26 protein-coding genes are annotated in these 25,641 nt (G+C 66.5%); 19 read left to right on the top strand and 7 right to left on the bottom strand.

The genetic code is table 11. The features are described from left to right. Positions 1–97 precede the first annotated feature (97 nt). The 8 genes from C8J43_RS14575 (at position 98) to C8J43_RS14610 (ending at position 5,782) form a co-directional block, all read left to right on the top strand. Complete coding sequence (locus C8J43_RS14575; protein ID WP_133031558.1) at positions 98–808, top strand: aspartyl/asparaginyl beta-hydroxylase domain-containing protein; 711 nt, start codon at positions 98–100, stop codon at positions 806–808. A 122-nt stretch (positions 809–930) separates the two neighbouring features. Beyond that, complete coding sequence (locus C8J43_RS14580; RefSeq protein ID WP_165899639.1) at positions 931–1,974, top strand: patatin-like phospholipase family protein; 1,044 nt, start codon at positions 931–933, stop codon at positions 1,972–1,974. 208 nt (positions 1,975–2,182) lie between these two features. Next, the gene (locus C8J43_RS14585) at positions 2,183–2,755 is read left to right on the top strand and encodes a NifU family protein (protein WP_056050182.1); all 573 of its coding nucleotides are present in this window, start codon (positions 2,183–2,185) and stop codon (positions 2,753–2,755) included. Beyond that, on the top strand, positions 2,755–3,342 hold the full coding sequence (locus tag C8J43_RS14590; protein ID WP_133031560.1) for a malonic semialdehyde reductase: 588 nt from the start codon (positions 2,755–2,757) through the stop codon (positions 3,340–3,342). The genes C8J43_RS14585 and C8J43_RS14590 overlap by 1 nt, the downstream gene beginning before the upstream one ends. Positions 3,343–3,461: 119 nt before the next feature. Then, on the top strand, positions 3,462–4,079 hold the full coding sequence (tsaB, locus tag C8J43_RS14595; protein WP_133031561.1) for a tRNA (adenosine(37)-N6)-threonylcarbamoyltransferase complex dimerization subunit type 1 TsaB: 618 nt from the start codon (positions 3,462–3,464) through the stop codon (positions 4,077–4,079). Further along, positions 4,079–4,567, top strand: coding sequence for a GNAT family N-acetyltransferase (locus tag C8J43_RS14600; RefSeq protein WP_133031562.1), 489 nt, complete (start codon positions 4,079–4,081; stop codon positions 4,565–4,567). The genes tsaB and C8J43_RS14600 overlap by 1 nt, the downstream gene beginning before the upstream one ends. A gap of 74 nt (positions 4,568–4,641) precedes the next feature. After that, positions 4,642–5,064, top strand: coding sequence for a Fur family transcriptional regulator (locus C8J43_RS14605; RefSeq protein ID WP_056047123.1), 423 nt, complete (start codon positions 4,642–4,644; stop codon positions 5,062–5,064). A 79-nt stretch (positions 5,065–5,143) separates the two neighbouring features. Further along, on the top strand, positions 5,144–5,782 hold the full coding sequence (locus tag C8J43_RS14610; protein ID WP_133031563.1) for a lysophospholipid acyltransferase family protein: 639 nt from the start codon (positions 5,144–5,146) through the stop codon (positions 5,780–5,782). A 241-nt stretch (positions 5,783–6,023) separates the two neighbouring features. Here C8J43_RS14610 and C8J43_RS14615 read toward each other — a convergent pair whose 3' ends face one another. The 3 genes from C8J43_RS14615 to C8J43_RS14625 form a co-directional block, all read right to left on the bottom strand. Further along, positions 6,024–7,811: an AMP-dependent synthetase/ligase gene (locus C8J43_RS14615; protein WP_133031564.1), complete on the bottom strand. Its 1,788-nt coding sequence runs from the start codon at positions 7,809–7,811 to the stop codon at positions 6,024–6,026. Positions 7,812–7,977: 166 nt separating this feature from the next. Next, positions 7,978–9,714, bottom strand: coding sequence for a gamma-glutamyltransferase (ggt, locus tag C8J43_RS14620; RefSeq protein ID WP_165899640.1), 1,737 nt, complete (start codon positions 9,712–9,714; stop codon positions 7,978–7,980). Positions 9,715–9,860: 146 nt separating this feature from the next. Beyond that, on the bottom strand, positions 9,861–10,892 hold the full coding sequence (locus tag C8J43_RS14625) for a quinone-dependent dihydroorotate dehydrogenase (protein ID WP_133031565.1): 1,032 nt from the start codon (positions 10,890–10,892) through the stop codon (positions 9,861–9,863). Between the two features lie 300 nt (positions 10,893–11,192). On the opposite strand from C8J43_RS14625, the gene C8J43_RS14630 reads away from it, so the two are divergent. From C8J43_RS14630 to C8J43_RS14675, 10 genes are all read left to right on the top strand, one after another. Continuing rightward, the gene (locus C8J43_RS14630) at positions 11,193–11,621 is read left to right on the top strand and encodes an SUF system Fe-S cluster assembly regulator (RefSeq protein ID WP_133031566.1); all 429 of its coding nucleotides are present in this window, start codon (positions 11,193–11,195) and stop codon (positions 11,619–11,621) included. Between the two features lie 124 nt (positions 11,622–11,745). Beyond that, complete coding sequence (sufB, locus tag C8J43_RS14635; RefSeq protein ID WP_133031567.1) at positions 11,746–13,236, top strand: Fe-S cluster assembly protein SufB; 1,491 nt, start codon at positions 11,746–11,748, stop codon at positions 13,234–13,236. Between the two features lie 65 nt (positions 13,237–13,301). Further along, positions 13,302–13,505, top strand: coding sequence for a hypothetical protein (locus C8J43_RS14640; protein WP_133031568.1), 204 nt, complete (start codon positions 13,302–13,304; stop codon positions 13,503–13,505). Continuing rightward, positions 13,505–14,248 (top strand): Fe-S cluster assembly ATPase SufC, encoded by a 744-nt coding sequence (gene sufC, locus C8J43_RS14645; RefSeq protein WP_093399109.1) that lies wholly within the window; start codon positions 13,505–13,507, stop codon positions 14,246–14,248. Before C8J43_RS14640 ends, sufC begins: the two co-directional genes overlap by 1 nt. Beyond that, the gene (locus tag C8J43_RS14650; protein ID WP_133031569.1) at positions 14,245–15,324 is read left to right on the top strand and encodes a SufD family Fe-S cluster assembly protein; all 1,080 of its coding nucleotides are present in this window, start codon (positions 14,245–14,247) and stop codon (positions 15,322–15,324) included. The genes sufC and C8J43_RS14650 overlap by 4 nt, the downstream gene beginning before the upstream one ends. Beyond that, positions 15,321–16,535: a cysteine desulfurase gene (locus C8J43_RS14655; RefSeq protein WP_133031570.1), complete on the top strand. Its 1,215-nt coding sequence runs from the start codon at positions 15,321–15,323 to the stop codon at positions 16,533–16,535. The genes C8J43_RS14650 and C8J43_RS14655 overlap by 4 nt, the downstream gene beginning before the upstream one ends. Next, positions 16,532–16,993 carry an SUF system Fe-S cluster assembly protein gene (locus C8J43_RS14660; protein ID WP_133031571.1) on the top strand — a complete coding sequence of 154 codons (462 nt, stop codon included), beginning with the start codon at positions 16,532–16,534 and terminating at the stop codon, positions 16,991–16,993. Before C8J43_RS14655 ends, C8J43_RS14660 begins: the two co-directional genes overlap by 4 nt. A 138-nt stretch (positions 16,994–17,131) precedes the next feature. Next, entirely contained in the window at positions 17,132–17,485 is a 354-nt protein-coding gene (locus C8J43_RS14665) for an iron-sulfur cluster assembly accessory protein (RefSeq protein WP_060523833.1), read from the top strand. Between the two features lie 308 nt (positions 17,486–17,793). Then, on the top strand, positions 17,794–19,185 hold the full coding sequence (locus C8J43_RS14670; protein WP_133031572.1) for an amino acid permease: 1,392 nt from the start codon (positions 17,794–17,796) through the stop codon (positions 19,183–19,185). Then, positions 19,182–20,051: an S-methyl-5'-thioadenosine phosphorylase gene (locus C8J43_RS14675; RefSeq protein ID WP_133031573.1), complete on the top strand. Its 870-nt coding sequence runs from the start codon at positions 19,182–19,184 to the stop codon at positions 20,049–20,051. The genes C8J43_RS14670 and C8J43_RS14675 overlap by 4 nt, the downstream gene beginning before the upstream one ends. 106 nt (positions 20,052–20,157) lie before the next feature. On the opposite strand, the gene C8J43_RS14680 is transcribed toward C8J43_RS14675, so the two are convergent. The 4 genes from C8J43_RS14680 to C8J43_RS14695 all read right to left on the bottom strand — a co-directional run bounded on the left by C8J43_RS14680 (position 20,158) and on the right by C8J43_RS14695 (position 23,835). Beyond that, complete coding sequence (locus tag C8J43_RS14680; protein ID WP_133031574.1) at positions 20,158–20,427, bottom strand: hypothetical protein; 270 nt, start codon at positions 20,425–20,427, stop codon at positions 20,158–20,160. 209 nt (positions 20,428–20,636) lie between these two features. Continuing rightward, positions 20,637–21,164: a molybdenum cofactor biosynthesis protein B gene (moaB, locus tag C8J43_RS14685; protein ID WP_133031575.1), complete on the bottom strand. Its 528-nt coding sequence runs from the start codon at positions 21,162–21,164 to the stop codon at positions 20,637–20,639. Between the two features lie 5 nt (positions 21,165–21,169). Then, a complete protein-coding gene (locus C8J43_RS14690; RefSeq protein WP_133031576.1) occupies positions 21,170–23,056 on the bottom strand; it encodes a lytic transglycosylase domain-containing protein in 1,887 nt (628 codons plus the stop codon). After that, on the bottom strand, positions 23,053–23,835 hold the full coding sequence (locus tag C8J43_RS14695; RefSeq protein ID WP_133031577.1) for a uracil-DNA glycosylase: 783 nt from the start codon (positions 23,833–23,835) through the stop codon (positions 23,053–23,055). Before C8J43_RS14695 ends, C8J43_RS14690 begins: the two co-directional genes overlap by 4 nt. Positions 23,836–23,974: 139 nt before the next feature. On the opposite strand from C8J43_RS14695, the gene C8J43_RS14700 reads away from it, so the two are divergent. Then, complete coding sequence (locus tag C8J43_RS14700; RefSeq protein WP_133031578.1) at positions 23,975–25,636, top strand: electron transfer flavoprotein-ubiquinone oxidoreductase; 1,662 nt, start codon at positions 23,975–23,977, stop codon at positions 25,634–25,636. Positions 25,637–25,641 lie beyond the last annotated feature (5 nt).

The following is a 25,641-nucleotide window of genomic DNA, read 5'->3' on the forward strand; positions in this document are numbered from 1 at the left end:
TCGGCCGCCGCGGCGCCATCATTTCGTCCAACACCTGCGGTATGCCGCATCTCAACACGGGGATCGGCGCAGGGACGTGCCGATATGCAGGGTAGCGATGACGGTCGGAGCCGAACTGGGGCAGTCTTCATTGTGGCGGGATTCGGGCGGGTCGGCCGTACGGCGTCGCGTTCGCGTTCCCGATGTGAACGTCATCTCCAGCGAGTCGATCGCGGGCAAGGTCAACCGCCCGCTAGTTGCTAGTATCGGCGAGCATCTGCGTCGCGCGTTCGATCGGATGATCGCGTCGTCATCGCTGGTCGCCAACGATCCGGTGCTCGACGTGCGCGACTTCGCGTGGACCGCGGGGTTACGCGACGACTGGGCGGCGATCCGCGACGAAGCCGTCCGCGTCGCGCGGCCAGCCGAGGCATTGCCCGGCGGCGCGACGGTCGAGCACACTCTCGCGCGCTGCCCGCATACTGCCGCCGCGGTTGCGCGTATCCCCAGGCTCCACGGCGCGTCCTTTTCGATCCTCGCGCCCGGCACGCACATTCCCGAGCGTCGCGGCGCGACCAAGGGCCTGATCACCTGCCACCTCGGCCTGATCGTCCCGCGCGACGGCGACGTGCGGATGCGAGTCCACGACCGCACCGTTCGCTGGGCCGAAGGCGAGACGCTGGTGTTCGACGATACGTATCGGCACGAGGTCTGGAACGACACGAACGGTACGCGGGTGGTGTTGCTGATCCAGTTCGAACGGCCGCTGCGCAATCCCGGCAAATGGATTGCAGACCTGGTCCTGCGCGTCGCCCATCGCTCCGCCTAAGCCTGCATGCCGCGGTGATGTCCCCGGCCACGTGACGTCGGGCGGATCGAACCAAACCGGACCGGTCTTTGCAAACCGTGCGGCCGTTTGCTGATACGCCGTACTGGTGGGGAGAAATGGCCGTGGCCAAGGATCGCGCGACACCGAGATACATGCTGACGATCGATGGCGGTGGGATACGCGGGCTGATCCCCGCGCTGATTCTCGCCGAACTGGAGCGTCGGATCGAACGGCCGCTGCACGAATGCTTCGACCTGATCGCGGGCACCTCGACCGGCGGGATCATCGCCGCTGGCCTTACCGCGCCGAGCCAGGCGGACAAGACCAGGGCGGCGTGCACGGCCAGCGATCTGGTCGATTTCTACCGCACCGACGGCAAGCGGATATTCCCGCATATTCTCGGGCTGTCGCAGCGGCTGCCGGGCTTCCCCTACAGCGCCCGCCCGCTCGAGAAGATTCTCGCCGCGCGGATCGGTACGATCGCGACGACGCGCGACGCGCTGACCAACATAGTCATTCCGGCCTATGACATGATCGGGCGCAAGGCCGTCTTCATGGCGGGCGGCCCCGATTATCCCGTGGACCCGGCAAAACCCGAGCGCGTCTTCCCGCTGCATGTCGCGGCGCGCGCGACCTCGGCGGCGCCGACCTTCTTTCCCCCCGCGGCCATCCCAGCGACCGCGGCGGGCGGCTCGGTCAGGGCGGAACCCGCGCTGCTGCTGATCGACGGCGGCGTCTTCGCCAACGACCCGACGATCGCGGCGATCATCGAGGCGCGCAAGCTTGGCTGGCATCTCGGCGACCTGGAAATCCTGTCGCTCAGCACCGGGGCCTCCGACCGGCCCTACAAATCCGCGGGCCACTGGTCGATCTTCGGCTGGGTCAATCCGCTGCGCCGCGTGCCGATCTTCTCGATCCTGATGCAGGCCGGCTCCAGCACGATATCGTACCAGGCCCGAGAACTGGCGAGCAGCGGCAATTATGATCGCGCAGAATTCCCGCTCAGTCCCAATGGAGGCGGACTGGACGATGCCAGCCCCGAGCATCTCGCCGAGCTGACGGGACTGGCCAAGACGTGGATAGGTGAGAACGAGGAGGTCCTGGCGCGCTGGGCCGCCAAACTCAGCCCCAAGCGGTCCGACCCCTCGCTCCCTCTCGCGGCCTAGTCTGTAGGAGAGCAACACCGCCGCATATCAGCCGCACAGTGATGCCGGACCCGACGCGAGAGCCCCGGCACGGGAAACAAGACTCGAGAGCCCTGGCGTAGGAACCCAGCGCGCGCCGGCACGATAACAATGCGGTGCTCGGCGCCCGAAAGAAACCGTTTCCCGTTCCGCGCTTGATCCCTCGCGCCCGCCGGGCCACATGACCCTCATGCTGATCGAAACGGAATCCACCCCGAACCCCTCGACGTTGAAGTTCCTGCCGGGACGCACCGTCATGGACGCCGGCACGCGCGACTTCGCCACCCCGGAGGAGGCCGAGACCAGTCCGCTGGCCGAGGCGATCTTCAATCTCGGCGATGTGACCGGCGTGTTCTTCGGCCGCGATTTCGTGTCCGTGACCGCCGGGCCGGGCGTCGCCTGGTCTGACCTCAAGCCCGACGTGCTCGCGATCCTGCTCGATCATTTCTCCGCGGCGATGCCACTGTTCAAGCCCGCGCGCGCCGGCTTCTCGGTGCCGTCCGACGAGCCCGCGCTGTCGGATGACCCGGCCGATGCCGACATCGTTGCGCAGATCCGCGAGCTGATCGACACGCGGGTCCGCCCCGCGGTCGCGAACGACGGCGGCGACATCGTCTATCGCGGCTTCGACAAGGGAAAGGTGTTCCTCCAGTTGCAGGGGGCGTGTGCGGGTTGCCCGTCATCGAGCGCGACGCTCAAGAACGGTATCGAGCAGCTGCTGAAATACTATGTTCCCGAAGTCACCGAAGTGAGAGCCGTTTGATGATTCTCGACGACACCGTCCTCGACGCCGTCTTTCGCGACGCGCGCAGCTACAATGGCTACACCGATCAGCCGGTCGCAGAGTCCGAGCTGCACGCCATCTGGGACCTGATGAAGTGGGGCCCGACGTCTGCGAACCAGCTCCCCGCCCGTCTGATCTGGTTGGTAAGCGACGAGGCCAAGCAGAAGCTCGCCGATGCGTGCAGCGCGCAGAACCAGCCGAAGATCCTCAACGCCCCCGTGTCGGTGATCATCGGCATGGACACCAACTTCCACGAACACCTCCCCGAGCTGTTCCCGCACGCCGATGCGAAGTCGTGGTTCGACGGCAACGCCGAACTGCGCGAGGCGTCCGCGTTTCGCAACTCGACGTTGCAGGGTGCGTATTTCATCATCGCCGCGCGGATGCTCGGGCTCGATACCGGGCCGATGTCGGGCTTCGACGCAGGCAAGGTCGATGCGGCGTTCTTCCACGACACGCCCGCGGTGCGGACCAACTTCATCTCGACGCTCGGTCACGGCGACCCCGCGACGATCTACGCCCGCTCGCCCCGTCCTGACTTCGCGAAGTTCAACAGCATCGCTTGAAGCGGGACCTGCTCCCTCTCCCTTGCGGGGAGAGGGTCGGGGTGAGGGGCAGTGGGGAAGACGGCGCTCGCGGCGCCCCTCACCCCGCCCTCTCCCCTGAGGGGAGAGGGTAAGAAGTAATGCGCACGTTAGTCATCGAAACATCCACCACCGCCTGCTCGGTCGCCCTGATCGAAGACGGCGCCATCATCGCTCGCGCGCACGAAGTCGTCGGCCGCGGCCACGCCGAACGCCTGATCCCGATGATCGCCGAACTCCCTAACGGAGGCCGAGCGGACCGCATAATAGTGGATTGCGGCCCCGGCAGCTTCACCGGCGTCCGCGTCGGGATCGCCGCCGCGCGTGGCCTCGCGCTCGGCTGGGGCGCGGACATCGCCGGCTTTTCCTCGCTTCCGCTGATCGCCGCCGCCGGTTTCGCCAACCGCTTAACCGACGATATTGCGGTGATCATGGAAGGCGGGCATGGCGAGGTCTTCATGCAAGCGTTCTCCGCCGATCTGTCGCCGCGATCCGACATGGTATCGCTGAAGCCCGACGCCGCGCTCGCCGCGCTGGCAGGACGGCGCGCAGTCGGCAACGGCATCCGCTGGCTCGCCGCACTCGACGACGGCTTGGACCTCACCGAAGCGCTGCCCGACGCAGCCTCCGCGATCCTGCTCCCCTCGGAACTAACTGCGCTCCAGCCAAGCCCGATCTACGGCCGCGCGCCCGACGCCAAGCCGTCGGTCCCGAAATAATGGCCACCCGCCAGGCCGCCACGCGCACCGTCACGCTCCGCACCGGCGACGCGCGCGATCTCGCGATCGTCGACGCGCTGATGACCGACGCGTTCGACCCGCGTTACGGCGAGGCGTGGACGCGCAGCCAGTGCCTCGGCGTGCTCGCGCTGACCGGCGTCCACCTCACGATCGCCTTCGTCGACGACCTCCCCGCCGGTTTCACGATGACCCGGTCGGTCGCCGACGAAGCCGAACTGCTGCTGATCGCGGTCGCGCCAGACTATCGCCGCCGCGGCGTCGGCACGGCGCTGATCCGTGCGGCGATCGCCGATTGCTCGGTCGGCGCTATCGCCAAGCTCCATCTCGAGGTCCGCGCCGGCAACGATGCGGTCAACCTGTACGACGCGCACGGCTTTACCAAGGTCGGCGAACGCCGCGCCTACTACCGCGGCAAGACCGGCGTCGCGTATGACGCACATACATATTCGAAAGATATCAACAGCTAAGGCTTATTGCGAATCACTATCCCTTTTCGCAACAGCGCGGAGGCCCTACATGGCACTCAACGAGGGAATGACACATGCCGCGCAAGATCGATCTGGAAGCACTCTGCAACGAGAAGGGCCTGCGCATCACCGAGCAGCGCCGCGTCATCGCGCGTGTGCTGTCCGAGGCGGACGACCATCCCGACGTCGAGAAGGTCTATGAGCGCGCCTCGCAGATCGACCCCGGCATCTCGATCGCGACCGTGTACCGCACGGTCCGGTTGTTCGAGGAAGCCGGCATTCTCGACCGCCACGATTTCGGCGACGGCCGCGCGCGCTACGAGCCCGCGCCCGAAGCACATCACGATCACTTGATCGACGTCGAGAGCGGCAAGGTGATCGAATTCGTCGACCCCGAACTAGAGCAGTTGCAGAAGGCGATCGCGGAAAAGCTCGGCTTCCGGCTGGTCGACCACCGCATGGAACTCTACGGCGTCGCGCTCACCCGCAAGGACTGACGCGATCGGCCGAATCCGCTTTGGCGCGCGGCTGGCGGCGCTGCTGCTGGCGCTGGTCCTGGCGTTGCCGTTGCATGGCATGTGGCGGTTGTTCGGGCGAAAATCGCCGTGGCCGCCGCGGTTCCTGGGGCTGGTCTCGCGCATAGTCGGCGCCCGCCCCCGCGTCGTCGGCACGCCGCTTCGCCATGACGTCGTCTTCGTTTCGAACCATCTGAGCTGGATCGACATCCTGCTCCTGTCGGGCGCGACCGGCACCGCGTTCGTGGCCAAATCGGAACTCCGCTCCGCGCCACTGGTCGGCTGGCTCTGCACGCTCAACCACACCATCTTCGTGTCGCGCGCGGATCGCATGGCGGTGACCGACCAGATCGCGCAGATCCGCGATACGCTGGCCGCGGACTGGCCCGTGACGCTGTTTCCTGAGGGGACGACGGGTGACGGCGTTACTCTGCTGCCGTTCAAGGCGGCGTTGCTGGCCGCGTTGGACCCGCCGCCGCCCGGCGTGAAGGTCCAGCCCGTCCGGATCGATTACGGCGCGGCGACGAGCGAATTGGCGTGGGTCGGCGACGAGCCCGGCCAACATCACGCCGCGCGCGTTCTGAAGCGCAAGGGCAGTTTCGTCGCGACGCTGCACTTCGCCGAGCCGTTCGATCCCTTGGGATACGGCGACCGCAAAGCGATAGCCGCAGAAGCCCGCCGCCGCATGGAAGCGCTGTAAGCCGCGAGCAAAGACTGTTTGCCCGCGAAGGCGAGGACCCAGACTGGACTCCCGCCCTCGCGGGAGAACAAGGGGGGAAGCTCCCACCCATCCTCAAACTCGAGCACCACCCCGGCGAAGGCCGGGGCCCAATTGGGGGACAGTGCTAACGGAGGTTCGCGCGTCGTTACTGCGGCTTTGCCAATTGGGCGCCGGCCTGCGCCGGGGTGGGGGAGCTACCAGTCGAGGCAACCTCCAAATCTCACCCCGAATACAAACCGTCCAGCCGCTCCCCATACGCCTGCTTCAAAACATGCCGCCGGATCTTCAAGCTCGGCGTCAGCTGCTCGTTCTCGATCGTGAACGGCCCGTCGGCCAGCACGAAGCGGCGGATCCGTTCGGTCACCGTCAGCTCCTTGTTCACCCGCTCGACCGCCGCGCCCAGCGCGGTACGGAACTCGCTGTTCTCCGCCAGCCGCGCGAAGCTGCACGCGTCGCCATTGCCCGCGCACCATTCCTGCGTCCATTCCGGGTCGGGCACGATCAGCGCCACCATGTACGGCCGCTTGTCGCCGGCGATCATCGCCTGCGCGATCTCGGGCTGGAGCGTCAGCATCCCCTCGACCTTCTGGGGCGCGACGTTCTCGCCCTTGTCGTTGATGATCAGGTCTTTCTTGCGGTCGGTGATGCGGATCCGGCCGCGGTCGTCGATCTCGCCGATGTCGCCGGTGTGGAGCCAGCCGTCCTTGAGCACCTTCGCGGTCTCGGCGTCGTTGCGCCAATAGCCGTGCATGACGAGTTCGCCGCGCACCAGGATCTCGCCGTCCTCGGCGATGCGCACCTCGGTATCCTTCAGCGCGGGGCCGACCGAGTCCATGCGGACGCCCGCCTTGGGGCGGTTGCACGAGATGACGGGGGCGGCTTCGGTCTGGCCATAGCCTTGCAGGAAGGTAAGGCCGAGCGCCTCGAAGAACAGGCCGACCTCGGGATTGAGCGGGGCACCGCCAGAGATCATCGCTTTCAGCCGGCCGCCAAATTTCTTCGAGATCTTCGGCTTGAAGAGGGTGGCGACGGCGGCCTGCATCGGGCGGTCGATCAGGCGGAGGCGACCGGCATAGCGCTTGCCGCCGATGTCGAGCGCCTGCCGCAGCAGGTACGCGGACGCGCCGCCCTGTTTCTCGATCGTCTTCGAGATGCGCGTGCGGAGGACTTCGAACAGGCGGGGGACGACGAACATGATCGTCGGGCGCGTTTCCTCGATGTTCGCGGCGAGCTTTTCGAGGCCTTCGGCGTAGTAGATCTGGCCGCCCAGCGAGATCGGGAAATGCTGGCCGCCGGTGTGTTCATAGGCGTGGCTCAGGGGCAGGAACGAGAGGAAGACCTCGTCGTCCCACCCGAAATCCTCCGAGATGACGCTCGCGCAGCCGGCGCAATTGTGGAGGATCGCGCCGTGGTGCTGCATCACGCCGCGCGGGGCGCCGCCGGTGCCGCTCGTGTAGATGATGCAGGCGAGGTCTTCGCGTTCGAAGTCGGCGCGGGCGGCGGCGGTCTCGGGCGCGGTCTGGTGCGCCGCGATCAGCGCGTGCCAGTTGTGGAAGTCGATCCCGGCGGGGACCTTCATGTCCTCGAACCCGATCACGGTCTGCGCCTGGTTCGAGCGGATGACCGCCGGGAGCAGCGTCTTGGCGAGTTTCGCGGTAGAGACGATGATCGCGCAGGCGCCGGCGTTCTCGATGATGTGGAGGTGATCGCGTTCGGTGTTGGTGACGTAGGTCGGCACGGTGATGCACCCCGCCGCCATGATCGCGAGATCGCTCAGGCACCATTCGGGGCGGTTCTCGCTGACCAGCATTACGCGGTCGCCGCGTTTCAGGCCGATCGCGGTCAGCGCGGTCGCCAAGCTCGCGACCTGTCGCGCGGCGTCCGCCCAGCTGGTCGCGACCCAGGTCCCGCTCGTCTTGGTCCAGAGGAACGGCGCGTCGCCTTTCTCGGCGGCGCGCGCGAAGAACATCGTGACGAGGTTCGGGAAGCGTTCGAGCTGGCGGGCCATTGTCTCTCCTGAACTGCGCTGCGAGCTTTTTGCCCTGGCGGGGATGCTCGATCTTTGGGGTGGTATAGCCCGTTGCACTCTCACGCTCCAAGCCTGTTTCCCCGCGAAGGCGGGGACCCAGACTGGACTCCCGCCTTTGCGGGAGAACAAGGAAGGGGCGGGTGGTTTACTCCGGAGCGCGCTGGAGGGCGCCGACGCGCTGGATCTTGGTGACGGTACCGTCCTCCGCGATCGCGACGCCTTCGCTGCGCGGATCCGCTGCGCCGACCCATTTGCCGCCTACGCGCTCGATCGCGTTTGCCTTGAGGCCTAGCGCTGCGACCTGGACCGTCTCGCCTAGCGCTTGCAACGCGGGGACCATCGCCTCACGCTCCGTGCCCTTTTCGGCAGCAGCGACGTGGCCGGGCGCGTAGAGCAGTCCGAGTGCGATCGAGTCCTGTGCGGACAATTTCCAGTCGACCACGCCGATGATCGCCTTGGCCACCTGCGCGATGATCGTCGAGCCGCCTGCCGCGCCGACCGCAAGGCGCACCTTCCCGTCTGGGCCGTAGACGATCGTTGGCGACATCGAGCTGCGTGGGCGCTTGCCACCCTCGACGCGGTTGGCGACCAGTGCGCCGTCCTTGACAGGGACGATGTCGAAGTCGGTGAGCTGGTTGTTGAGGACGGTGCCGTCGACGGTGATGCCTGAGCCGAAATAGCCTTCTACGGTGGTGGTGACCTCGACGACGTTGCCCCGGGCGTCGACCGTCGCGATGTCGGTGGTGCCGGGGACTTCGCTGACCGGGGCGCGGGTGCGGGCAGGGGCGCCGGGGGGCGTGCCGGGAGCGACGTTTGCCATCGTCTTGGCGGGGGAGATTAGTGCGGAGCGCGACGCGAGATACTTGGTGTCGAGCATGCCCTGCACCGGTACGCGGACGAAATCGGGATCGCCGACGTAGAGGTCGCGGTCGGCATAGGCGAGGCGCGAGGATTCGGCGAACAGGTGCCAGGCCTGCGCGCTATCCTTGCCGAGCTTGCCCATGTCGAAGCGTTCGAGCTGCTTAAGGATCATCAGCACGGTGATGCCGCCGGACGAGGGCGGGCCCATCCCACACACGCGATAAACGCGGTATTTGACGCAGACCGGCGGGCGCGACTTGGCGTCGTAGCTGGCGAGGTCGCCGAGCGTCATCTTCGACGGATTCTGTGCGGCGGTGTTGACCGCGGTGACGATCTTCTGCGCCTCGGGACCGACGTAGAAGCTGTCGGGGCCCTGGGTGGCGATGCGCTGAAGGAGGGCCGCCTGCTGCGGGTTCTTGATGACCGCGCCGATCGCGATCGGCGAGCCGTCGGGCGCGGAGAAGAGTTTGCGCGTCTCGGGTGTGATGTGGTCGCCATAGGCGGTCATGCCGTTGACGAGGCGGGGGGAGGCCTGGAAGCCGTTGGTCGCGAGCCGGATCGCGGGGGCGAACAGTTGCGCCCAGGGGAGCTTGCCCGACGCGCGGTGCGCGAGCGCCATGCCGCGGAGTGCGCCGGGGATGCCGACGCTGCGGCCGCCGGGAACTGCGTCCGAATGGCTGAGCGGGGTGCCGTCGGGGGCGTAGAACCAGCGGGCATCGGCGGCCGTGGGGGCGGTCTCGCGCGCGTCGATCGTGCTGAGCGCACCGCCGGCCGCGTGAGAAATCCAGAAGCTGCCGCCGCCGATGCCGGAGCTTTGTGGTTCGACGACGTTGAGGGCTAGCATCGTCGCGATGGCGGCGTCGGTGGCGCTGCCGCCGGCGCGAAGGATCTCGACGCCGGCGGCGGCTGCGCGGGGGTCTGCGGCGCTGACCATGCCCTGGTCTTTTGCCGGGGCGGGTTGGCGTGCCTCTACGGTGGCTGCGGGGACGAGGAGGGCGAGCGCTAGGAGAGAGGTCTTCATCGCGGGCGAGCGTAGCGTGGTTCGAATATGAGGCAAGCGGTTAGCCCCATCCGTCCGTCATCCTGGGCTCGACCCAGGATCCAGAGCCACGAAGGCCGAAGTGTGAGGCTCTGGATCCCAGCGTTCGCTGGGATGACGGGAGAAGGTCAGCGCGCGTCGACACCCACCGCGTCGGCGACCGTGGCGAAGCCGTCGCGGGTCAGCAGCGCGTCCAGTTCGCGGAGGATGCGGGCGGGGAGGCCGGGGCCTTCGTAGACAAGCGCGGTGTAGAGCTGGACGAGGCTCGCGCCGGCGCGGAGGCGGGCATAGGCCTCCGCGCCGCTGTCCACGCCGCCGACCGAGATCAGCGGAATCGCAGCCCCAGTCGCCTTGCGAAAGTCCGACAGGCGTTGGCGGGCTAGCGGGACGAGCGGCGAACCCGACAGGCCGCCGGTTTCCTCGGCATTGGCCGAGCGCAGGCCGGGGCGGGAGATCGTCGTATTGTTGACGATCAGCGCGTCGATCCGGTTGTCGATCGCGGCGCGGGCGATGTCGTCTATGTCGGCGGGTTCGAGATCGGGGGCGACCTTGAGGAAGATCGGCGTCGTGCCCTTGGCGGCGGTGCAGGCGGCGAGGAGATCGCGCAGGGCTGCACCGTGCTGGAGGTCGCGCAGGCCGGGGGTGTTGGGCGAGCTGATGTTGATCGTGACGTAATTGGCGTGGCGCGCGGCGCGGGTCACGCCGTGGACATAGTCGGCGGTGCGATCGGTCGCGTCCTTGTTCGCGCCGACGTTGATGCCGAGAACGCCTTCGCCACCCGCGCCGCTTTCGACGCGATCCAGCGCCGCGTCGAGGCCGCCATTGTTGAAGCCGAGCCGGTTGATAATCGCGCGGTCCTCGGGAAGGCGGAAGATGCGCGGCTTCGGGTTGCCGGGTTGTGGCACCGGTGTGAGCGTGCCGATCTCGACGCTGCCGAAGCCCAGCCCCAAGAACCCGTCGATCGCGCGACCGTCCTTGTCGACGCCTGCCGCCAAGCCGACCGGGTTGGGGAAGGCGATCCCCGCCACGGTCGTCGCGAGCCGCGGTACGCTGGGGGCGAGCGGCGTTCCGGCCTTCCCCCAGGCGGCAAGTGCGGCGATGGTGAGGGTATGCGCGCGCTCGGCGTCGAGACGGAAGAGGATCGGGTGGTAGAAGGCCATGCGCGCTCTTAGGCATATCGGCTGGGGTGGCCAAACCCTTCTTCCGTCACCCCACATTCTCCGTCACCCCAGCGAAAGCTGAGGTATCCTTGTTCAAGCCACCTGCTCCGAACCGGGAGACCCCAGCTTTCGCTGGGGTGACGGATTGGGGGAGGGACGGTGCTAAAAGGGGGCGGGGGGCGACCAGAAATGCGCCCCCAGTTGCGAGTCGTTAGCACCCCTGGCCGGGTTGACGATGCACTGCACAAAGCCCATTTGACCAATCGGATCATATCGGTCCGATTGGACTCCGAAGCCACCATGCGTCTTTCCAGCCTAGCCGACTATGCGGTCGTGATGATGAGCGCCGCGGCGCGTCATTGCGGCGGTATCGCGCGGCTGAACGCGACGCTGCTCAGCGAGGAGACCGGCGTGCCGCTGCCGACCGTGCAGAAGCTTGTGAGCCGGCTGTCCGCCGCGGGGCTGATCGAGAGCACGCGCGGCACTGGCGGCGGCTTCCGCCTGTCGCGACCGCCCGCGATGATCTCGCTCGCCGACATCATCGAGGCGGTCGAGGGACCGATCGCGCTGACCTCGTGCGTCGATGGCGCATCGCAGGATTGCTGTGTCGAGCAGACGTGCAAGGTGAAGCCGCACTGGAACGCCGTCAACGGCGCGGTCCGCGGTGCGCTTGCCGGCGTGTCGCTCGCCAGCCTCTCGCAAACCCCGGTTTTACAGGCGCCCGCATGACCTCGCGCGCAGCTTACCCCTTCCTTCGCGATCTCTGCGCCTCTGCGCGCAAAAGTACTTGTTCGCGCCGAGACGCAGAGATCGCCGAGTTTTTAGAGAGCCGCGCCGCGGCGGAGATGGAATGATGGCTACCCGGAACGCAGAGGCCTATGCCGCCGCGAACAAGACGTACGAGTGGGGTTTCTCCTCGGACATCGAACAGGAATTTGCGCCCAAGGGCCTGTCGGAAGACACGGTGCGCTTCATTTCCGCCAAGAAGGGCGAGCCGCAGTGGATGCTCGACTGGCGGCTCAAGGCGTTCGCGTTGTGGCAGACGATGGAGGCACCCGACTGGTCGAAGCTCAACGTGCCCCCGATCGATTACCAGGACGCGTATTATTACGCGGAGCCCAAGGCGAAGCCGAAGCTCGGGTCGCTCGACGAGGTCGATCCGGAGATCCTGCGTGTCTACGAGAAGCTCGGCATTCCAATCGGCGAGCAGAAGATGCTGGCCGGCGTGGTCGAGGATCCGCTGAACGAGGACGGCACGCCTAAGCGTCGCGTCGCGGTCGATGCGGTGTTCGACAGCGTCTCGGTCGCGACCACGTTCCGCAAGGAGCTCGAGGCTGCGGGCGTGATCTTCCGCTCGATCTCCGAGGCGATAAAGGAATATCCCGAGCTCGTGCGGAAGTGGCTCGGCAAGGTCGTGCCGCAGCGCGACAATTACTTCGCGACGCTGAACTCGGCGGTCTTCTCCGACGGCACGTTCGTCTACATCCCGGAGGGCGTCCGCTGCCCGATGGAGCTGTCGACGTATTTCCGCATCAACGCGGAGAATACCGGGCAGTTTGAACGCACGCTGATCGTCGCGGACAAGGGGTCGTACGTCTCGTATCTCGAAGGCTGCACTGCGCCGATGCGCGACGAGAATCAGCTGCATGCTGCCGTGGTCGAACTGGTCGTGCTCGACGATGCCGAGATCAAGTATTCGACCGTGCAGAACTGGTATCCGGGCGACGAGAACGGCGTCGGCGGGATCTACAACTTCGTCACCAAGCGTGCATTATGCCAGGGCAAGAACTCGAAGGTGTCTTGGACTCAGGTCGAGACCGGTAGCGCGATCACGTGGAAATACCCCTCGTGCGTGCTGCTCGGCGATGGCTCGATCGGCGAGTTCTATTCGGTCGCGGTGACGAACAATCGCCAGCAGGCCGATACCGGCACGAAGATGATCCACCTCGGCAAGAACACGCGATCCACGATCGTGTCGAAGGGGATTTCGGCGGGGCGTTCGGACAACACCTATCGCGGGCTGGTGCGCGTCGCGCCGACCGCGGAGGGCGTGCGGAACTTTACCCAGTGCGACAGCCTGCTGCTCGGCGACCAGTGCGGCGCGCATACCGTGCCGTATATCGAGGTCCGCAACCCGTCCGCGCAGATCGAGCACGAGGCGACGACGTCGAAGATTTCCGAGGACCAGCTGTTCTACGCGATGTCGCGCGGGCTGGACCAGGAGGCGGCGGTGGCGCTGATCGTGAATGGCTTTGCGCGGGAAGTGCTGCAGCAGCTGCCGATGGAGTTCGCGGTGGAAGCGCAGAAGCTGCTGGGGATCAGCCTTGAGGGGTCGGTGGGGTAGTGGACGCCGCACGACCTCGGCGAGCGCGGCGGCGCTTGCGAGGCTACTTTCTTGGTAGCGGAGTCGTGCTGGCATTTCTTTATCTGATCGCAGCCGCCTTTATCATCCGTCTGTTTGGCATCGAGATGACGCACTACGTGGCGACTTTGATGATGGCCACTGGGGTAATGTTGGGCGGAACCTACGCAATTATCATGTTTGTATGGCTCGCAGCACACGTCGTCAGGCGGTTGGTAAAGCGACAGCCAATCGGAGAAATCGAAGTCTAATGCTGAAAATTGAAAACCTCCACGCCGAGATCGACGGCAAGGAAATCCTCAAGGGCCTGTCGCTCTCGGTGAACGCGGGCGAAGTGCACGCGATCATGGGGCCGAACGGGGCGGGCAAGTCGACGCTGGGCTATGTGCTCGGCGGACGGCCCGGCTATGAGGTCACGGCGGGCTCAGTGACGTTCGACGGCGTCGACCTGCTCGAGTTGGAGGCGCATGAGCGCGCTGCGGCGGGCGTGTTCCTCGGCTTCCAGTATCCGGTCGAGATCCCCGGCGTATCGAACGTTCAGTTCCTCCGCGAGGCACTCAACGCCCAGCGCGCGACGCGTGACGAGAAGCCGCTGTCGGGTGGCGAGTTTCTGAAGCTCGCGCGCGGGCAGGCGGATCTGCTCGGCATGGATTACGACATGCTCAAGCGGCCGGTGAACGTCGGCTTTTCGGGCGGCGAGAAGAAGCGCAACGAGATGGTCCAGATGGGCATCGTCAACCCGAAGTTCGCGATCCTCGACGAGACTGATTCGGGGCTCGACATCGATGCGCTGCGCGTCGTCGGCGACGGCATCAACCGCATCATGCGCGCGCCCGACAAGGCGGTGCTGCTGATCACGCATTACCAGCGGTTGCTCGATTACGTGGAGCCGGACTTCGTCCACGTGCTGGCGGACGGTAAGATCGTCCGCTCGGGCGGCAAGGACCTCGCCAAGCAGCTCGAGAGCGAAGGCTATGTGGGGATTGCGGCGTGACGATTCTGCTCGACCTTCCCTCGACGCGCGAGGAATCGTGGCGCTGGGGTGATCCGGCGGCGATTGTGGCGGCGGCCGGACTGCCGCGCGGCGCCGCGCTGGACGCCGATGCGTGGTTTATGGACCTGCCGGGTGCGCGTGCGCTGTTCGTTGACGGCGTGCTGGATCAGGGTCGGAGCGATCTGCGCCACGTCACGATGACGGGGATTCACGGCGGCGAGCATGCGCTCGGTCGTCGTACAACGGGCAACGGTTGGTCGATCCGGGTCGAGGCGGATGCCGGCGTTGAGCTTCTCCAGATCGTGCATATTGCGACGGGCGGCGAGAACCAGCTTCCGGCCCAGATCGTGCTCTCCGATGGCGCGAGCGCTTCCGTGATCGAGACGTATGTCGGCACGGGCTGGTCGAACCGGTCGACGCGGATGATGCTTGGCAAGAGTGCGAAACTGACGCGCGCAGTGCGGTTGCTTCAGACCGGTGGTTTCGTGTCGTTGCGCGACGAGGTTGAGATCGGTGCTGAGGCGAGCCTGATCGTGACGGTCCTCGGCGCAGGCGATGCCGGGACGCGGATCGATGGTGCGATCACCGTGACGGGCGACGACGCGTTTGCCGAATATGGCGGCGCGTTGCTGACGCGGAACGACCAGCGGCAGGAGTGCGCGGTGTCGGTGCGGCATGCTGCGCTGAACGGGCAGAGCAAGCAGATCTGGCGTGCGGTCGCGGCGGACAAGTCGACGGCGAGCCTTGCGGCGCGGGTCGAGGTGGCGCGCGATGCGCAGAAGACCGACGGGGTGCAGTCGTTGCGCGGGTTGCTTTTGCAGCGCACCGCGACGGTCAACCTGAAGCCCGAGCTGGAGATCTTCGCGGACGACGTGAAGTGCGCACACGGCGCGACGGTCGGTGAACTCGACCAGCGCGCGCTGTTCTACATGCAGAGCCGCGGCATCCCGCATGCGAAGGCGCAGGCGCTGCTCACGCGGGCGTTCGTTGGCGATGCGTTCGTGCAGATTGCCGACGAGACGGTGCGCGAGGCATTCGTGGCGGACGCCGATGCGTGGCTGGAGCGGGCGTTGTGAGTGTGATCGCCGACGTTCGTCCCCTGGATCGCCTGTCGGATTTTCCGGCGATCCCGGAGGGTTGGGCGTATCTCGATACCGCCGCGACTGCGCAGAAGCCGCAGGTCGTGGTCGACGCGATTACGCGTGCGTATGGCGAGACCTACGCGACGGTGCATCGCGGCGTGTACCAGCGTTCGGCGGATATGACGGTCGCGTATGAGGCTGCGCGCAAAGCCGTCGCGCGGTTCATCGGTGCGGGTTCGGCCGACGAGATCGTATTCGTGCGCGGTGCTACCGAGGCGATCAATCTTGTCGCGCAGTGCTGGGCCGGGACGCAGTTGAAGGCGGGCGATCGCATTCTGCTCTCCATGCTCGAGCATCACTCGAACATCGTGCCGTGGCAGATGGTCGCGGAAGCGCGCGGCGTCGCGATCGACGTGTTGCCGTTGACGCCAGACCACCGCATCGATCTCGACGCGATGGAGCGGATGATCACGCCGGCGCACAAGCTGGTCGCGCTGGGGCATGTCTCGAACGTGCTCGGCTCGGTGCTCGATGCCAAACGCGCTACCGAGATCGCGCATTCGGTTGGCGCGAAGATCCTGCTCGACGGCTGCCAGTCGGTGCCGCGGATTACGGTCGACGTTAAGGCGATCGGCTGCGATTTCTACGTGTTCTCGGGGCACAAGCTGTACGGGCCGACCGGGATCGGCGTGCTGTGGGCCAAGCCGGAATTGCTCGACGCGATGCCGCCGTACCAGGGCGGCGGGTCGATGATCGACAAGGTGTCGTTTGCGAAGACCACTTACGCGCCGCCGCCGGGGCGGTTCGAGGCGGGGACGCCGCATATCGTCGGGGCGCTCGGGCTGCATGCCGCGATCGACTATGTCGAGAGTATCGGGCTCGACGCGATCCACGCGCACGAGACGGCGCTGGTGACGGCGACGCGCGACGCGCTGTCGGGGATCAATTCGGTACGCCTCTACGGCCCGGCGGACTCGGCGGGGATCGTGAGCTTCACGATCGAGGGGGTTCATCCGCACGACATCGGCACCATATTGGACGAAGAGCGCGTCGCGATCCGTGCCGGCCATCACTGCGCGCAGCCGTTGATGGAGGCGCTGGGCGTCGAGGCGACGGCACGCGCGAGCTTCGGCGTGTATAACGGGCCGGCGGACGTCGAGGCGCTGGTGCGCGGTATCGAGCGAGTAACGAGGATCTTCAAATGAGCGATCGGTTCGAGATCGAGGAAGTGGATGCCGTCGCATCGCCGCCCAAGGCGCGCGTCGTGATGGAGACGGACTCCGACGCGGAGCGGAAGCGTGATTATCTCGCAGGCTTCCTGGCGCAGAAGCCGCAGGTGGACTCGCCCGGCGAGCCCGGCGGCGCGGTGTACGATGCGATCATCGACGCGCTGAAGGAGATTTACGATCCCGAGATCCCGGTGAACATCTATGATCTGGGGCTGATCTACGGCGTCGAGGTGACCGATGACGGGCATGCGGTGGTGGCGATGACGCTGACGACGCCGAACTGCCCGGTCGCAGAGTCGATGCCGGCGGAGGTCGAGATGCGCGTCGGGTCGGTGCCGGGCGTCGGGTTCGCGGAAGTGAATCTGGTTTGGGATCCGCCTTGGGATCCGCAGAAGATGTCGGACGAGGCTAAGTTAGAGCTGGGCATGCTCTAGTTTCTACTTCCCCTCCCGCAAGCGGGAGGGGGCAGGGGATGGGCACGCGCTCACCTCTCGAACGACGGTTATGAGTGGCTGGCCGGGAGCCCACCCCCGGCCCCTCCCGCACGCGGGAGGGGGGAAGGAAGGACGATCATGGCGACGACATTGCGAGCACGGCCGGCGGCGCTGAACCTCACCGAGACGGCGCATGCGCGGATCGCCGACCTTATGGCGCGGGCTCCGGAAGATGCGATCGGGGTGAAGCTGTCGACGCCCAAGCGTGGGTGTTCGGGGCTGGCCTATTCGGTGGATTACGTCACCGAGGCCAAGCCTTTCGACGAACGGATCGACACGCCGGGGGGGACCTTGTTCGTCGATGGCGGGTCGATTTTGTACCTGATCGGGTCGACGATGGACTGGGTCGAGGACGACTTCACCGCGGGGTTCGTGTTCCAGAATCCCAACGCCAAGGGCGCGTGCGGGTGCGGCGAGAGCTTTACCGTTTAAGTCCCAACGTAAGGTAGCTTGTGTCCCCGCGAAGGCGGGGACCCAGACTGGGCTCCGGCTTTCGCGGGAGAACAAGGACGAGCGGACTGCCGTTCGATCTCAGCTTCCCTTCTACCACTCCGGCGAAGGCCGGGGCCCAGTTGGGAGACGCTGCTGACATAGCGCTGTGCATCGTCACAATGACCTTGCCAACTGGACCCCGGCCTCCGCCGGGGAGGATATTTTCGCTGGGGTAGGTGGTTGGCCGCTGGCCTTGCCCCCCGGTCCCGTCCTGTGCCACTCCCCGCGCCAAAGAAGAGGGGATATACGTGGCAAGTCTGTTTCGCCGAAAAATCGTCACCGAGCAGCCGCCCGAGCATCAACTCGCGCGCACCTTGTCGTGGCCGCACCTCGTGGCGATGGGCGTTGGCGGGATCGTCGGCACCGGGATCCTGACGCTGATCGGCGTGGGGGCAGGGCTCGCCGGGCCGGCCGTGATCCTTTCGTTCGTCATCGCCGGCGGCATCTGTGCCTGCGCGGCGCTCGCCTATGCCGAGATGGCGACGATGATCCCCGCCTCGGGAAGCGCATATACCTACAGCTATGTCGTGCTCGGCGAGCTGATCGCCTGGGTGATCGGCTGGAGCCTCATCCTCGAATATTCGCTCGTCGTGTCGACCGTCGCGGTCGGCTGGTCGGGCTACGCGGCGCCGTTGTTGCGCGGTGCGTTCGGCTTCCCCGAGGCGCTGACGCTCAGCCCCGAGCTCGGCGGCATCCTCAACGTGCCGGCGATCTTCATCATCGCGGTCGTGGCGGGCGTGCTGTCGTTCGGCACGCGCGAGAGTGCGACGCTGAACGCGGTACTGGTCGGCGTGAAGATGATCGCGCTCGCCGTGTTCGTGTTCATCGCGCTGCACTATTTCAACAGCGCCAACCTGCACCCGTTCATTCCCTACGGCTTCCCCAAGGCGGTGCAGCCCGACGGTGCCGAGCGCGGCGTCATGGCGGCGGCGGCGATCATCTTCTTTGCTTTCTATGGCTTCGATGCGATCTCGACGGCGGCGGAGGAGACCAAGAACCCTGGCCGCGATCTCGCGATCGGGATCGTCGGGTCGATGGTCGCCTGCATCGCGATCTACATCCTCGTCGCGGTCGCCGCCGTCGGCGCGCTGTCCTACACCAAGTTCGCCGGCAGCGCCGAGCCGCTCGCGCTGATCCTGCGCGAGATCGGCCGGCCGGGGTTCGCAACCTTCCTCGGCGCCTCGGCCGTGATCGCGTTGCCAACGGTGCTGCTCGCGTTCCTGTTCGGCCAGAGTCGGATCTTCTTCACAATGGCGCGAGACGGCCTGCTCCCACTGAGCCTCGCCAAGGTCTCGCGGCGCGGCGCTCCCGTCCGCATCACCTGGATCACCGCGGCGATCGTTGCCGTCATCGCAGGCCTGTTACCGCTCGCAGAGATCGCCGCGCTCGCCAACGCGGGCACGCTCGCGGCGTTCGTCGCGGTCTGCGCCTGCATGCTCGTGATGCGCCGCCGTGCGCCCGATGCGATCCGAACGTTCCGCGCGCCGGCCGCAACTCTGGTCGGCACGATCGGCATCCTCGGCTGCCTGTACCTCTTCTTCAGCCTCCCCTCGAAGACGCAGCTGTATTTCGGGCTGTGGAACCTGCTCGGCCTCGCGATCTACTTCATCTACGCGCGGCCGAGGGCGCTCGCCAAGTGACCGGCTGGACGATCGGCATCATCGGCGGGTCGGGGCTGTACGCGGTCGACGGCATCGAGGACGGCCGCTGGCAGACGGTCGAGACGCCGTGGGGCGAGCCATCGGACGCGATCTACACCGGCCGCGTCGGGCATGTCGGCGTCGCATTCCTGCCAAGGCACGGCCGAGGCCACCGCATCTCTCCCTCCGAGCTTAACGCGCGGGCGAACATCGATGCGCTGAAGCGGCTCGGGGCGACCGATATTCTTGCCGTGTCGTCGGTCGGCTCGCTCGTCGAGCAGCGCCCGCCCGGCAGCTTCACCGTCGTCGATCAGTTCGTCGACCGCACCAAGGGGCGCCCCTCGAGCTTCTTCGGCACCGGCCTCGTCGCGCACGTCTCGATGGCCGACCCGGTCTGCCCCCGCCTGTCGCGCTATGCCGCCGACGCCGCGCGCGAGGCAGACGCGCAGGTCGACGACCGCGGAACCTATCTCGCGATGGAAGGCCCGCAATTCTCGACGCGCGCGGAAAGCCGGCTTTACCGGCAATGGGGCTGCGACGTCATCGGCATGACCGCGATGCCCGAGGCGAAACTCGCGCGCGAGGCGGAGCTGCCCTACGCGCTGGTCGGCATGGTGACGGATTACGATTGCTGGCGGGAGGATGAGGCGGGCGTCGACGTCGCGCAGGTGATCGCGCAACTCGGCGCGAATGCGGCCAAGGCCCGCGCGATGGTGATGGCGCTCCTCCGCGCGTTACCGGCGGAGCGTTCGGCATCGCCGATCGATACCTGCCTCGACAGCGCGATTATCACCGCCCGCGACGCGCGCGATCCGGCTCTGGTTGCGAAGCTCGCCGCGGTCGCCGGCCGGGCCTTGCGCGGTTAGCGCGGAGGCTCGGTCGAGATATCCTCCCTCTCGAGGGGGAGGGTGGTTCAGCCTAGAACGGCGGGGCGACATGCTGGCCATGTCGCCCCGAGCGTCGGTTCGAGCGTTACTTCTCGACGATCGTCGCAACCGTCCTCGTGTCGCCGATCGCCGCCTTCGGCATGTCGAGCCCGTCGGCGCTCCACTGCGTCGCGGTCTTGCACGTCTTGCGCTGAAGATGGCTGCCGGTGACGGCCGGATCGGTCACGCAGTATTTTTGCGTCTTCGCGTCGTATTTCAGTTCGGTCGTCGGTTGCGATCCACCGGCAGCAAGAACTGGTGCGGCGGAGACGAGCGCGGTGGCGACGATCAGGCTCTTGAAGATGAACGATGACATGAGGGCGTCCTTCGGATTGTTGGCGTTGCAATCTGATCGGATTGCCTGATCACCAATGCACCGAGTGTGCCAGTTTGTTAGTACAGCGACACGCTACCTTCAACGCACTCACAAAGCGTCATAAATTGTCGAATTTCTTCCAGGGCAGCTAGCATTGCGCACCGAACGCAGCACCATGATCTGGCGCGTGATACGGGAGGTTGGTGCGTTTACCGCTCCAGCAGCCGCGGCATCAGCTCGACGAAGTTGCAGGGCCGGTGGCGGCTGTCGAGCTGGTCGCGGAGAATGCCGTCCCAGCCGTCCTTCACCGCACCGGTCGAGCCCGGCAACGCGAAGATATAGGTGCCATGCGATACGCAGGCGCACGCGCGCGACTGGACGGTCGAGGTGCCGATCGTCTGGTAGCTGAGCATCCGGAAGAGTTCGCCGAACCCCGGGATCATCTTCTCCGCGACCTGCTCGACCGCCTCCGGGGTCACGTCGCGCCCGGTGACGCCGGTGCCGCCGGTGGTGATGATGCAGTCGATCTCCGGATCGCCGATCCACGCATGCAGGCGCGACACGATCGTCTCGATGTCGTCCTTCTCGATCCGGCGGTCGGCGAGGACGTGGCCCGCCTCGGTCAGCCGCGCGACCAAAGTGTCACCCGAGCGGTCCTCGGCAAGGCCCCGCGTGTCCGACACGGTCAGCACGGCAATCCGCACCGGCAGGAAAATCCGGCTTTCATCGATCGGCATGAAACTCAGTCCGCGCGCGTGACAGTGGTGGAGCGTGGCCCGACGCTGGCATTGACGGCGACGGTCGCGTTCAAGGGCGCCGTGCTGGCCTGGTATTGCGTGTACGGCTTGGCCGCCATCCGCACCGCGGTCGCACCCGGCAGGCCGGGGAAGCGCGGCCACATGCCCTGCGCCAGGGCATTACGGCTGACCGACGCCTTCTTGCCGCCCTGCGCTTCGTACATCCAGTAATTGCGCAGCACGGTGGTCACATACCCGCGCGTTTCCCAATACGGGATGCTCTCGATATACATCAGCGGATCGCCGTTATCGTGGACGATCGCATTCCAGTCGCCGACCGGGCGCGGGCCGGCGTTATACGCCGCGATCACCTTCGGCAGCAGCCCGCCGGTGACGCCCGCCATGTCGCGCAGCCGCTCGAGATGACGCTGGCCGACATCCATGTTGGTGCTCGGCTTGGTCAGCGCCTTCACGTCGATCGAGGTGCCACGCTCGCGCGCGAAATCGGTCGCGGCGGCGGGCATGATCTGCATCAGGCCGTACGCGCCGGCCGGGCTCTTCACGGTGTTGCGGAACCGCGACTCCTCGAGCGTGTGTGCATAGACCAGCGCCTTGTCGATGTGCCAGCCGCTATCGGGCGTCCAGTTCGGCGTCGGATAGCGCGCCTCGGCGGTCGACGTGACCCCCTGCGGGCAATTGTGCGCGAGCCAGACGGTCGTAGCGGGCAGGCTCAGCGCTTCCGCCACCCGGACCAGGTTGGCAAACTCGCGCGGATCGCCGATCTTCGCCTGCTGGCGGATGACGGTATCGGCCAGGTCGGTCTCGCCGACCTCGACCAGTGCCGCTGCGACACGAACGTTCGGACGCTTGCCGACGACCTTCCAGTCGCTGGCCACGAGCCCGCCGACCGACGTGCCCTTGTCCTTCATCGCGAGCTGCTGGCGCGCAAGCTGGCCGTAGAAGCTCTCGCCGAACTGCGCCGCCGCCTTCAGCCGGCCCTCGATCTTGTCGGGGCGCGAGCACACCATGTCCGCACGCGACGCCCAGTATAGAGCGGCGGCGCGCATATCGACGTCGCCGGCCCGTGCCGCGACACCCTCGAATCCGGTCTCGGCATTCGCGCAGTCATTCTGCCGCCACGCCGACAGCGCGCCGACCCAGCGGCCCTGGACGGCCCAGTCGCCGACGCCGTCCTGTGCCTTCGCCGCCATCACGCGCGCGTTCACGTCGTCGCCCTGGAGGAAATAGATCCACGCGATCTTCTGCTGCCACTCGGTCAGCGCCTCTGGGGTGAGCCCCGGCGTGCTTTCCAGCAGCGACTGCGCCTCACGACCCATGTCCGCCTTGACGTAGGGCTGCATCTTCATCGCGAGATCGGCGGCGATCATGTCGCCCTGCAGGCTTTTGGCGCGGACCCGACGCGGCGCGCCATCCTGCCAGATCAACCGCTGCGCTACGGGCAGGGGCGGCAAACCGACCGCGCCGCGCGTCGTCGCAAGGCGCGAGATCTGCGCGGCTTCGGGCAGTTCGGGTGCTTCGTTGAGCAGCGCGACCAGCGGCTCCATCTCGACGCGTGGCGAGCCCTTCGCCGTGTACATCTCGGCGCGCGCGATCGCATGCAGCGGGCCGGGCTTCATCGTGTCGAGCCCGATCTGCGCGTCGGTCCACTTGCCGTCGCGGATCGCCGCGAACACCGTCTTGTAGGCCTCGCGCTGGCTGGCATCGAGCTGGTCGGGGATCTGCTCCAGCGTCGGCGCCCCGACCAGCTTGGTCGTCCCGAGCCGCGCATCGCCGGCAGGCTCGCCCGCGGCGGTCGCCGCCAAGGCCGGGAGGGGGAGGGCGCTGAGGCCCAGGGCGATAGCCGCCCAGGAAACCGATCGGATCCGAATCATCTCACACCCTCTTGCGACGTCAGTCCGCGCATCAGCATCTGCAAATCCTTCCAGGCCTCGGCCTTGGCCGCGGGCTTCTCGATCAGAAACCGCGGGTGAAAGCTCGCGACCACGCCGGTTTCGTCGGATGCTTCGCCAGACGCCGAACCGGACTCCGTTTCTCCGATCTTATGGTTAAACTCGTGTAAACGCCCGCGCGCCGCCTGTAATTCCGTCCCGAGGATCGCACGGCTCGCCGCATTGCCCAGCAACAGCAACCGCTTGGGCGCAACCAACCCGATGTGATGCTTGGCGATTTCCGACAGCCGCGCCTCGACCTCGCTCTGGATCCGCCCCGCCGTCGGCCGCTTTGCGCAGACCGCCGCGAGATGCACTTCGTCGCGCGTAAGCCCGATCGCCGCGAGCATCTTGTCGAGCAGCCGTCCCGACGCACCACTCAGCAACGCACCCGCATCGCCGTCGTCTCGGTCGGGGCAATCGACAAGCACCATGACCGTAGCGTCAGCGGGACCAACCGCGGCCAGCGAAACCCCGCTCCAGTCCGCCTCGGGAACCTCCGCGCTGCTCCGCCAGGCCAGGAAATCGGCTAGCAAAAGCGGCATGGTGGACGGTGCCACGACCGGCGCAACCGGCGTCGCGGCATGTACGACCAGTGGCTCAGGTGCCGCAAACCAGTCGCGCGGGACATCGTCGACCAGCGTGTCGACGCCAGCCTCGTGCCACCAGTCAAGCGCACTCGCCGCGGCGTTTCGCCAGTCGATGGTTTGGTCCGCCCCCACAGGGTAACCTATGCTGCACGGTTGACGTGGCGGTCAACTCGCGCAATCGCCATATTGGACAAGATGGTGCCGGCCCGAGCCCGAACGAAGGGTGGGGCGCAAAGCTGAGGCAAAAGGGGACATCCCCCGGGAGACGATGATGACGACACGTGAATCGATGCCGTACGACGTGGTGATCGTCGGCGCTGGCCCGGCCGGTCTCTCGGCAGCGATCCGCCTGAAACAGCTGGCCGCGGAGAAGGACGCCGAGATCAGCGTCTGCGTGCTCGAAAAGGGCTCCGAAGTCGGCGCGCACATCCTGTCGGGCGCGGTCATCGATCCCAAGTCCCTCGACGAACTGCTGCCGAACTGGCGCGAGGACGGCTGCCCGCTCGCCGAAGTACCCGTGACCGAGAACCATCACTGGATCCTGACCAAGACGAAGAAGAGCGAAATGCCGCACTTCGTCACGCCCTCGTTCATGCACAACAAGGGCACGTACACCGGCTCGCTCGGCAATTTGTGCCGCTGGCTCGCCGGCAAGGCGGAAGAGCTAGGCGTCGAGATCTTCCCAGGCTTCGCCGCGGCGGAAATCCTGTTCAACGACGACGGCTCGGTGAAGGGCGTCGCGACCGGCGACATGGGCGTCGCGCGCGACGGCACGCACAAGGGTGACTACACCCCCGGCCTCGAACTCCACGCCAAATACACCTTCTTCTCGGAAGGGTGCCGCGGGCACCTCACCAAGGAACTGATCCGCAATTTCGCGCTCGACAAGGACAGTGACCCGCAGGTCTACGGCCTCGGCATCAAGGAGCTGTGGGACATCGATCCCGAACTCCACGTCCCCGGCCGCGTCATCCATACGCAGGGCTGGCCGCTGTCCGAGACCGACGGCTCGAACGGCGGCGGCTGGATCTATCACCAGGCGAACGGCCAGGTCTCGATCGGCTTCGTCACATGGCTGAACTATACCAACCCGTATCTCTCGCCGTTCAGCGAGATGCAGCGCTGGAAGACGCATCCCGAGATCGCCGCGCTGCTGAAGGGCGCCAAGCGCGTCAGCTACGGCGCGCGCGCGATCAGCGATGGCGGGCTCCAGTCGATCCCCAAGCTCGTGATGCCAGGCGCCGCTCTCATTGGCGACAGCGCGGGCTTCCTCAACGTGCCGCGCATCAAGGGCACGCATACCGCGATGAAGTCCGGCATGATGGCCGCCGAGGCTGCGGTCGAGGCGATCGTCTCGCAGCGCGGCCACGACGAGCTCGCCGCCTATCCCGAGGCGTTCGAAAAGTCGTGGGTCAAGAAGGAGCTGTCGGTCGTCCGCAACGTCGTGCCGCTGGTCAAGAAGTTCGGCGACCTGATCGGTTCGGGGCTCGCCGGCGTGACGATGTGGATGGAACATCTCGGCATCAAGGTGCCTTTCACGATGCACCACCATCCCGACAACGAGAGCCTGTGGCGCAAGGATCTCGTCAAGCCGATCGTCTATCCGAAGGCCGACGGTGTCCTCACCTTCGATCGCCTCTCGTCGGTGTTCATCTCGAACACCAACCACGAGGAGGACCAGCCGGTCCATCTGACGCTCAAGGATGCGAGCGTGCCGATCGAATACAACCTGCCGATGTACGACGAGCCCGCGCAACGCTATTGCCCGGCCGGCGTTTACGAGGTCGTCGGCGAGGACACGTCCGATCCGAAGTTCGTCATCAACGCGCAGAACTGCGTCCACTGCAAGACCTGCGACATCAAGGACCCCACCCAGAACATCAACTGGGTCGTACCCGAGGGCGGCGGAGGCCCCAATTATCCCAACATGTAAGCCTG

Source organism: Sphingomonas sp. PP-CE-1G-424, from assembly GCF_004341085.1.
Taxonomy (GTDB): Bacteria; Pseudomonadota; Alphaproteobacteria; order Sphingomonadales; family Sphingomonadaceae; genus Sphingomonas.

Bases quoted from the DNA above. Each gene is read 5' to 3' on its own strand.
- C8J43_RS14605 (WP_056047123.1), top strand. From the start codon at position 4,642: ATGCCGCGCAAGATCGATCTGGAAGCACTCTGCAACGAGAAGGGCCTG.
- C8J43_RS14630 (WP_133031566.1), top strand. From the start codon at position 11,193: ATGCGTCTTTCCAGCCTAGCCGACTATGCGGTCGTGATGATGAGCGCC.
- C8J43_RS14700 (WP_133031578.1), top strand. From the start codon at position 23,975: ATGACGACACGTGAATCGATGCCGTACGACGTGGTGATCGTCGGCGCT.
- moaB (WP_133031575.1), bottom strand. From the start codon at position 21,164: ATGCCGATCGATGAAAGCCGGATTTTCCTGCCGGTGCGGATTGCCGTG.
- C8J43_RS14690 (WP_133031576.1), bottom strand. From the start codon at position 23,056: ATGATTCGGATCCGATCGGTTTCCTGGGCGGCTATCGCCCTGGGCCTC.
- C8J43_RS14680 (WP_133031574.1), bottom strand. From the start codon at position 20,427: ATGTCATCGTTCATCTTCAAGAGCCTGATCGTCGCCACCGCGCTCGTC.
- C8J43_RS14610 (WP_133031563.1), top strand. From the start codon at position 5,144: ATGTGGCGGTTGTTCGGGCGAAAATCGCCGTGGCCGCCGCGGTTCCTG.
- C8J43_RS14625 (WP_133031565.1), bottom strand. From the start codon at position 10,892: ATGGCCTTCTACCACCCGATCCTCTTCCGTCTCGACGCCGAGCGCGCG.
- C8J43_RS14615 (WP_133031564.1), bottom strand. From the start codon at position 7,811: ATGGCCCGCCAGCTCGAACGCTTCCCGAACCTCGTCACGATGTTCTTC.
- sufB (WP_133031567.1), top strand. From the start codon at position 11,746: ATGGCTACCCGGAACGCAGAGGCCTATGCCGCCGCGAACAAGACGTAC.
- C8J43_RS14660 (WP_133031571.1), top strand. From the start codon at position 16,532: ATGAGCGATCGGTTCGAGATCGAGGAAGTGGATGCCGTCGCATCGCCG.
- C8J43_RS14585 (WP_056050182.1), top strand. From the start codon at position 2,183: ATGCTGATCGAAACGGAATCCACCCCGAACCCCTCGACGTTGAAGTTC.
- C8J43_RS14600 (WP_133031562.1), top strand. From the start codon at position 4,079: ATGGCCACCCGCCAGGCCGCCACGCGCACCGTCACGCTCCGCACCGGC.
- sufC (WP_093399109.1), top strand. From the start codon at position 13,505: ATGCTGAAAATTGAAAACCTCCACGCCGAGATCGACGGCAAGGAAATC.
- tsaB (WP_133031561.1), top strand. From the start codon at position 3,462: ATGCGCACGTTAGTCATCGAAACATCCACCACCGCCTGCTCGGTCGCC.
- C8J43_RS14665 (WP_060523833.1), top strand. From the start codon at position 17,132: ATGGCGACGACATTGCGAGCACGGCCGGCGGCGCTGAACCTCACCGAG.
- ggt (WP_165899640.1), bottom strand. From the start codon at position 9,714: ATGAAGACCTCTCTCCTAGCGCTCGCCCTCCTCGTCCCCGCAGCCACC.
- C8J43_RS14575 (WP_133031558.1), top strand. From the start codon at position 98: ATGACGGTCGGAGCCGAACTGGGGCAGTCTTCATTGTGGCGGGATTCG.
- C8J43_RS14590 (WP_133031560.1), top strand. From the start codon at position 2,755: ATGATTCTCGACGACACCGTCCTCGACGCCGTCTTTCGCGACGCGCGC.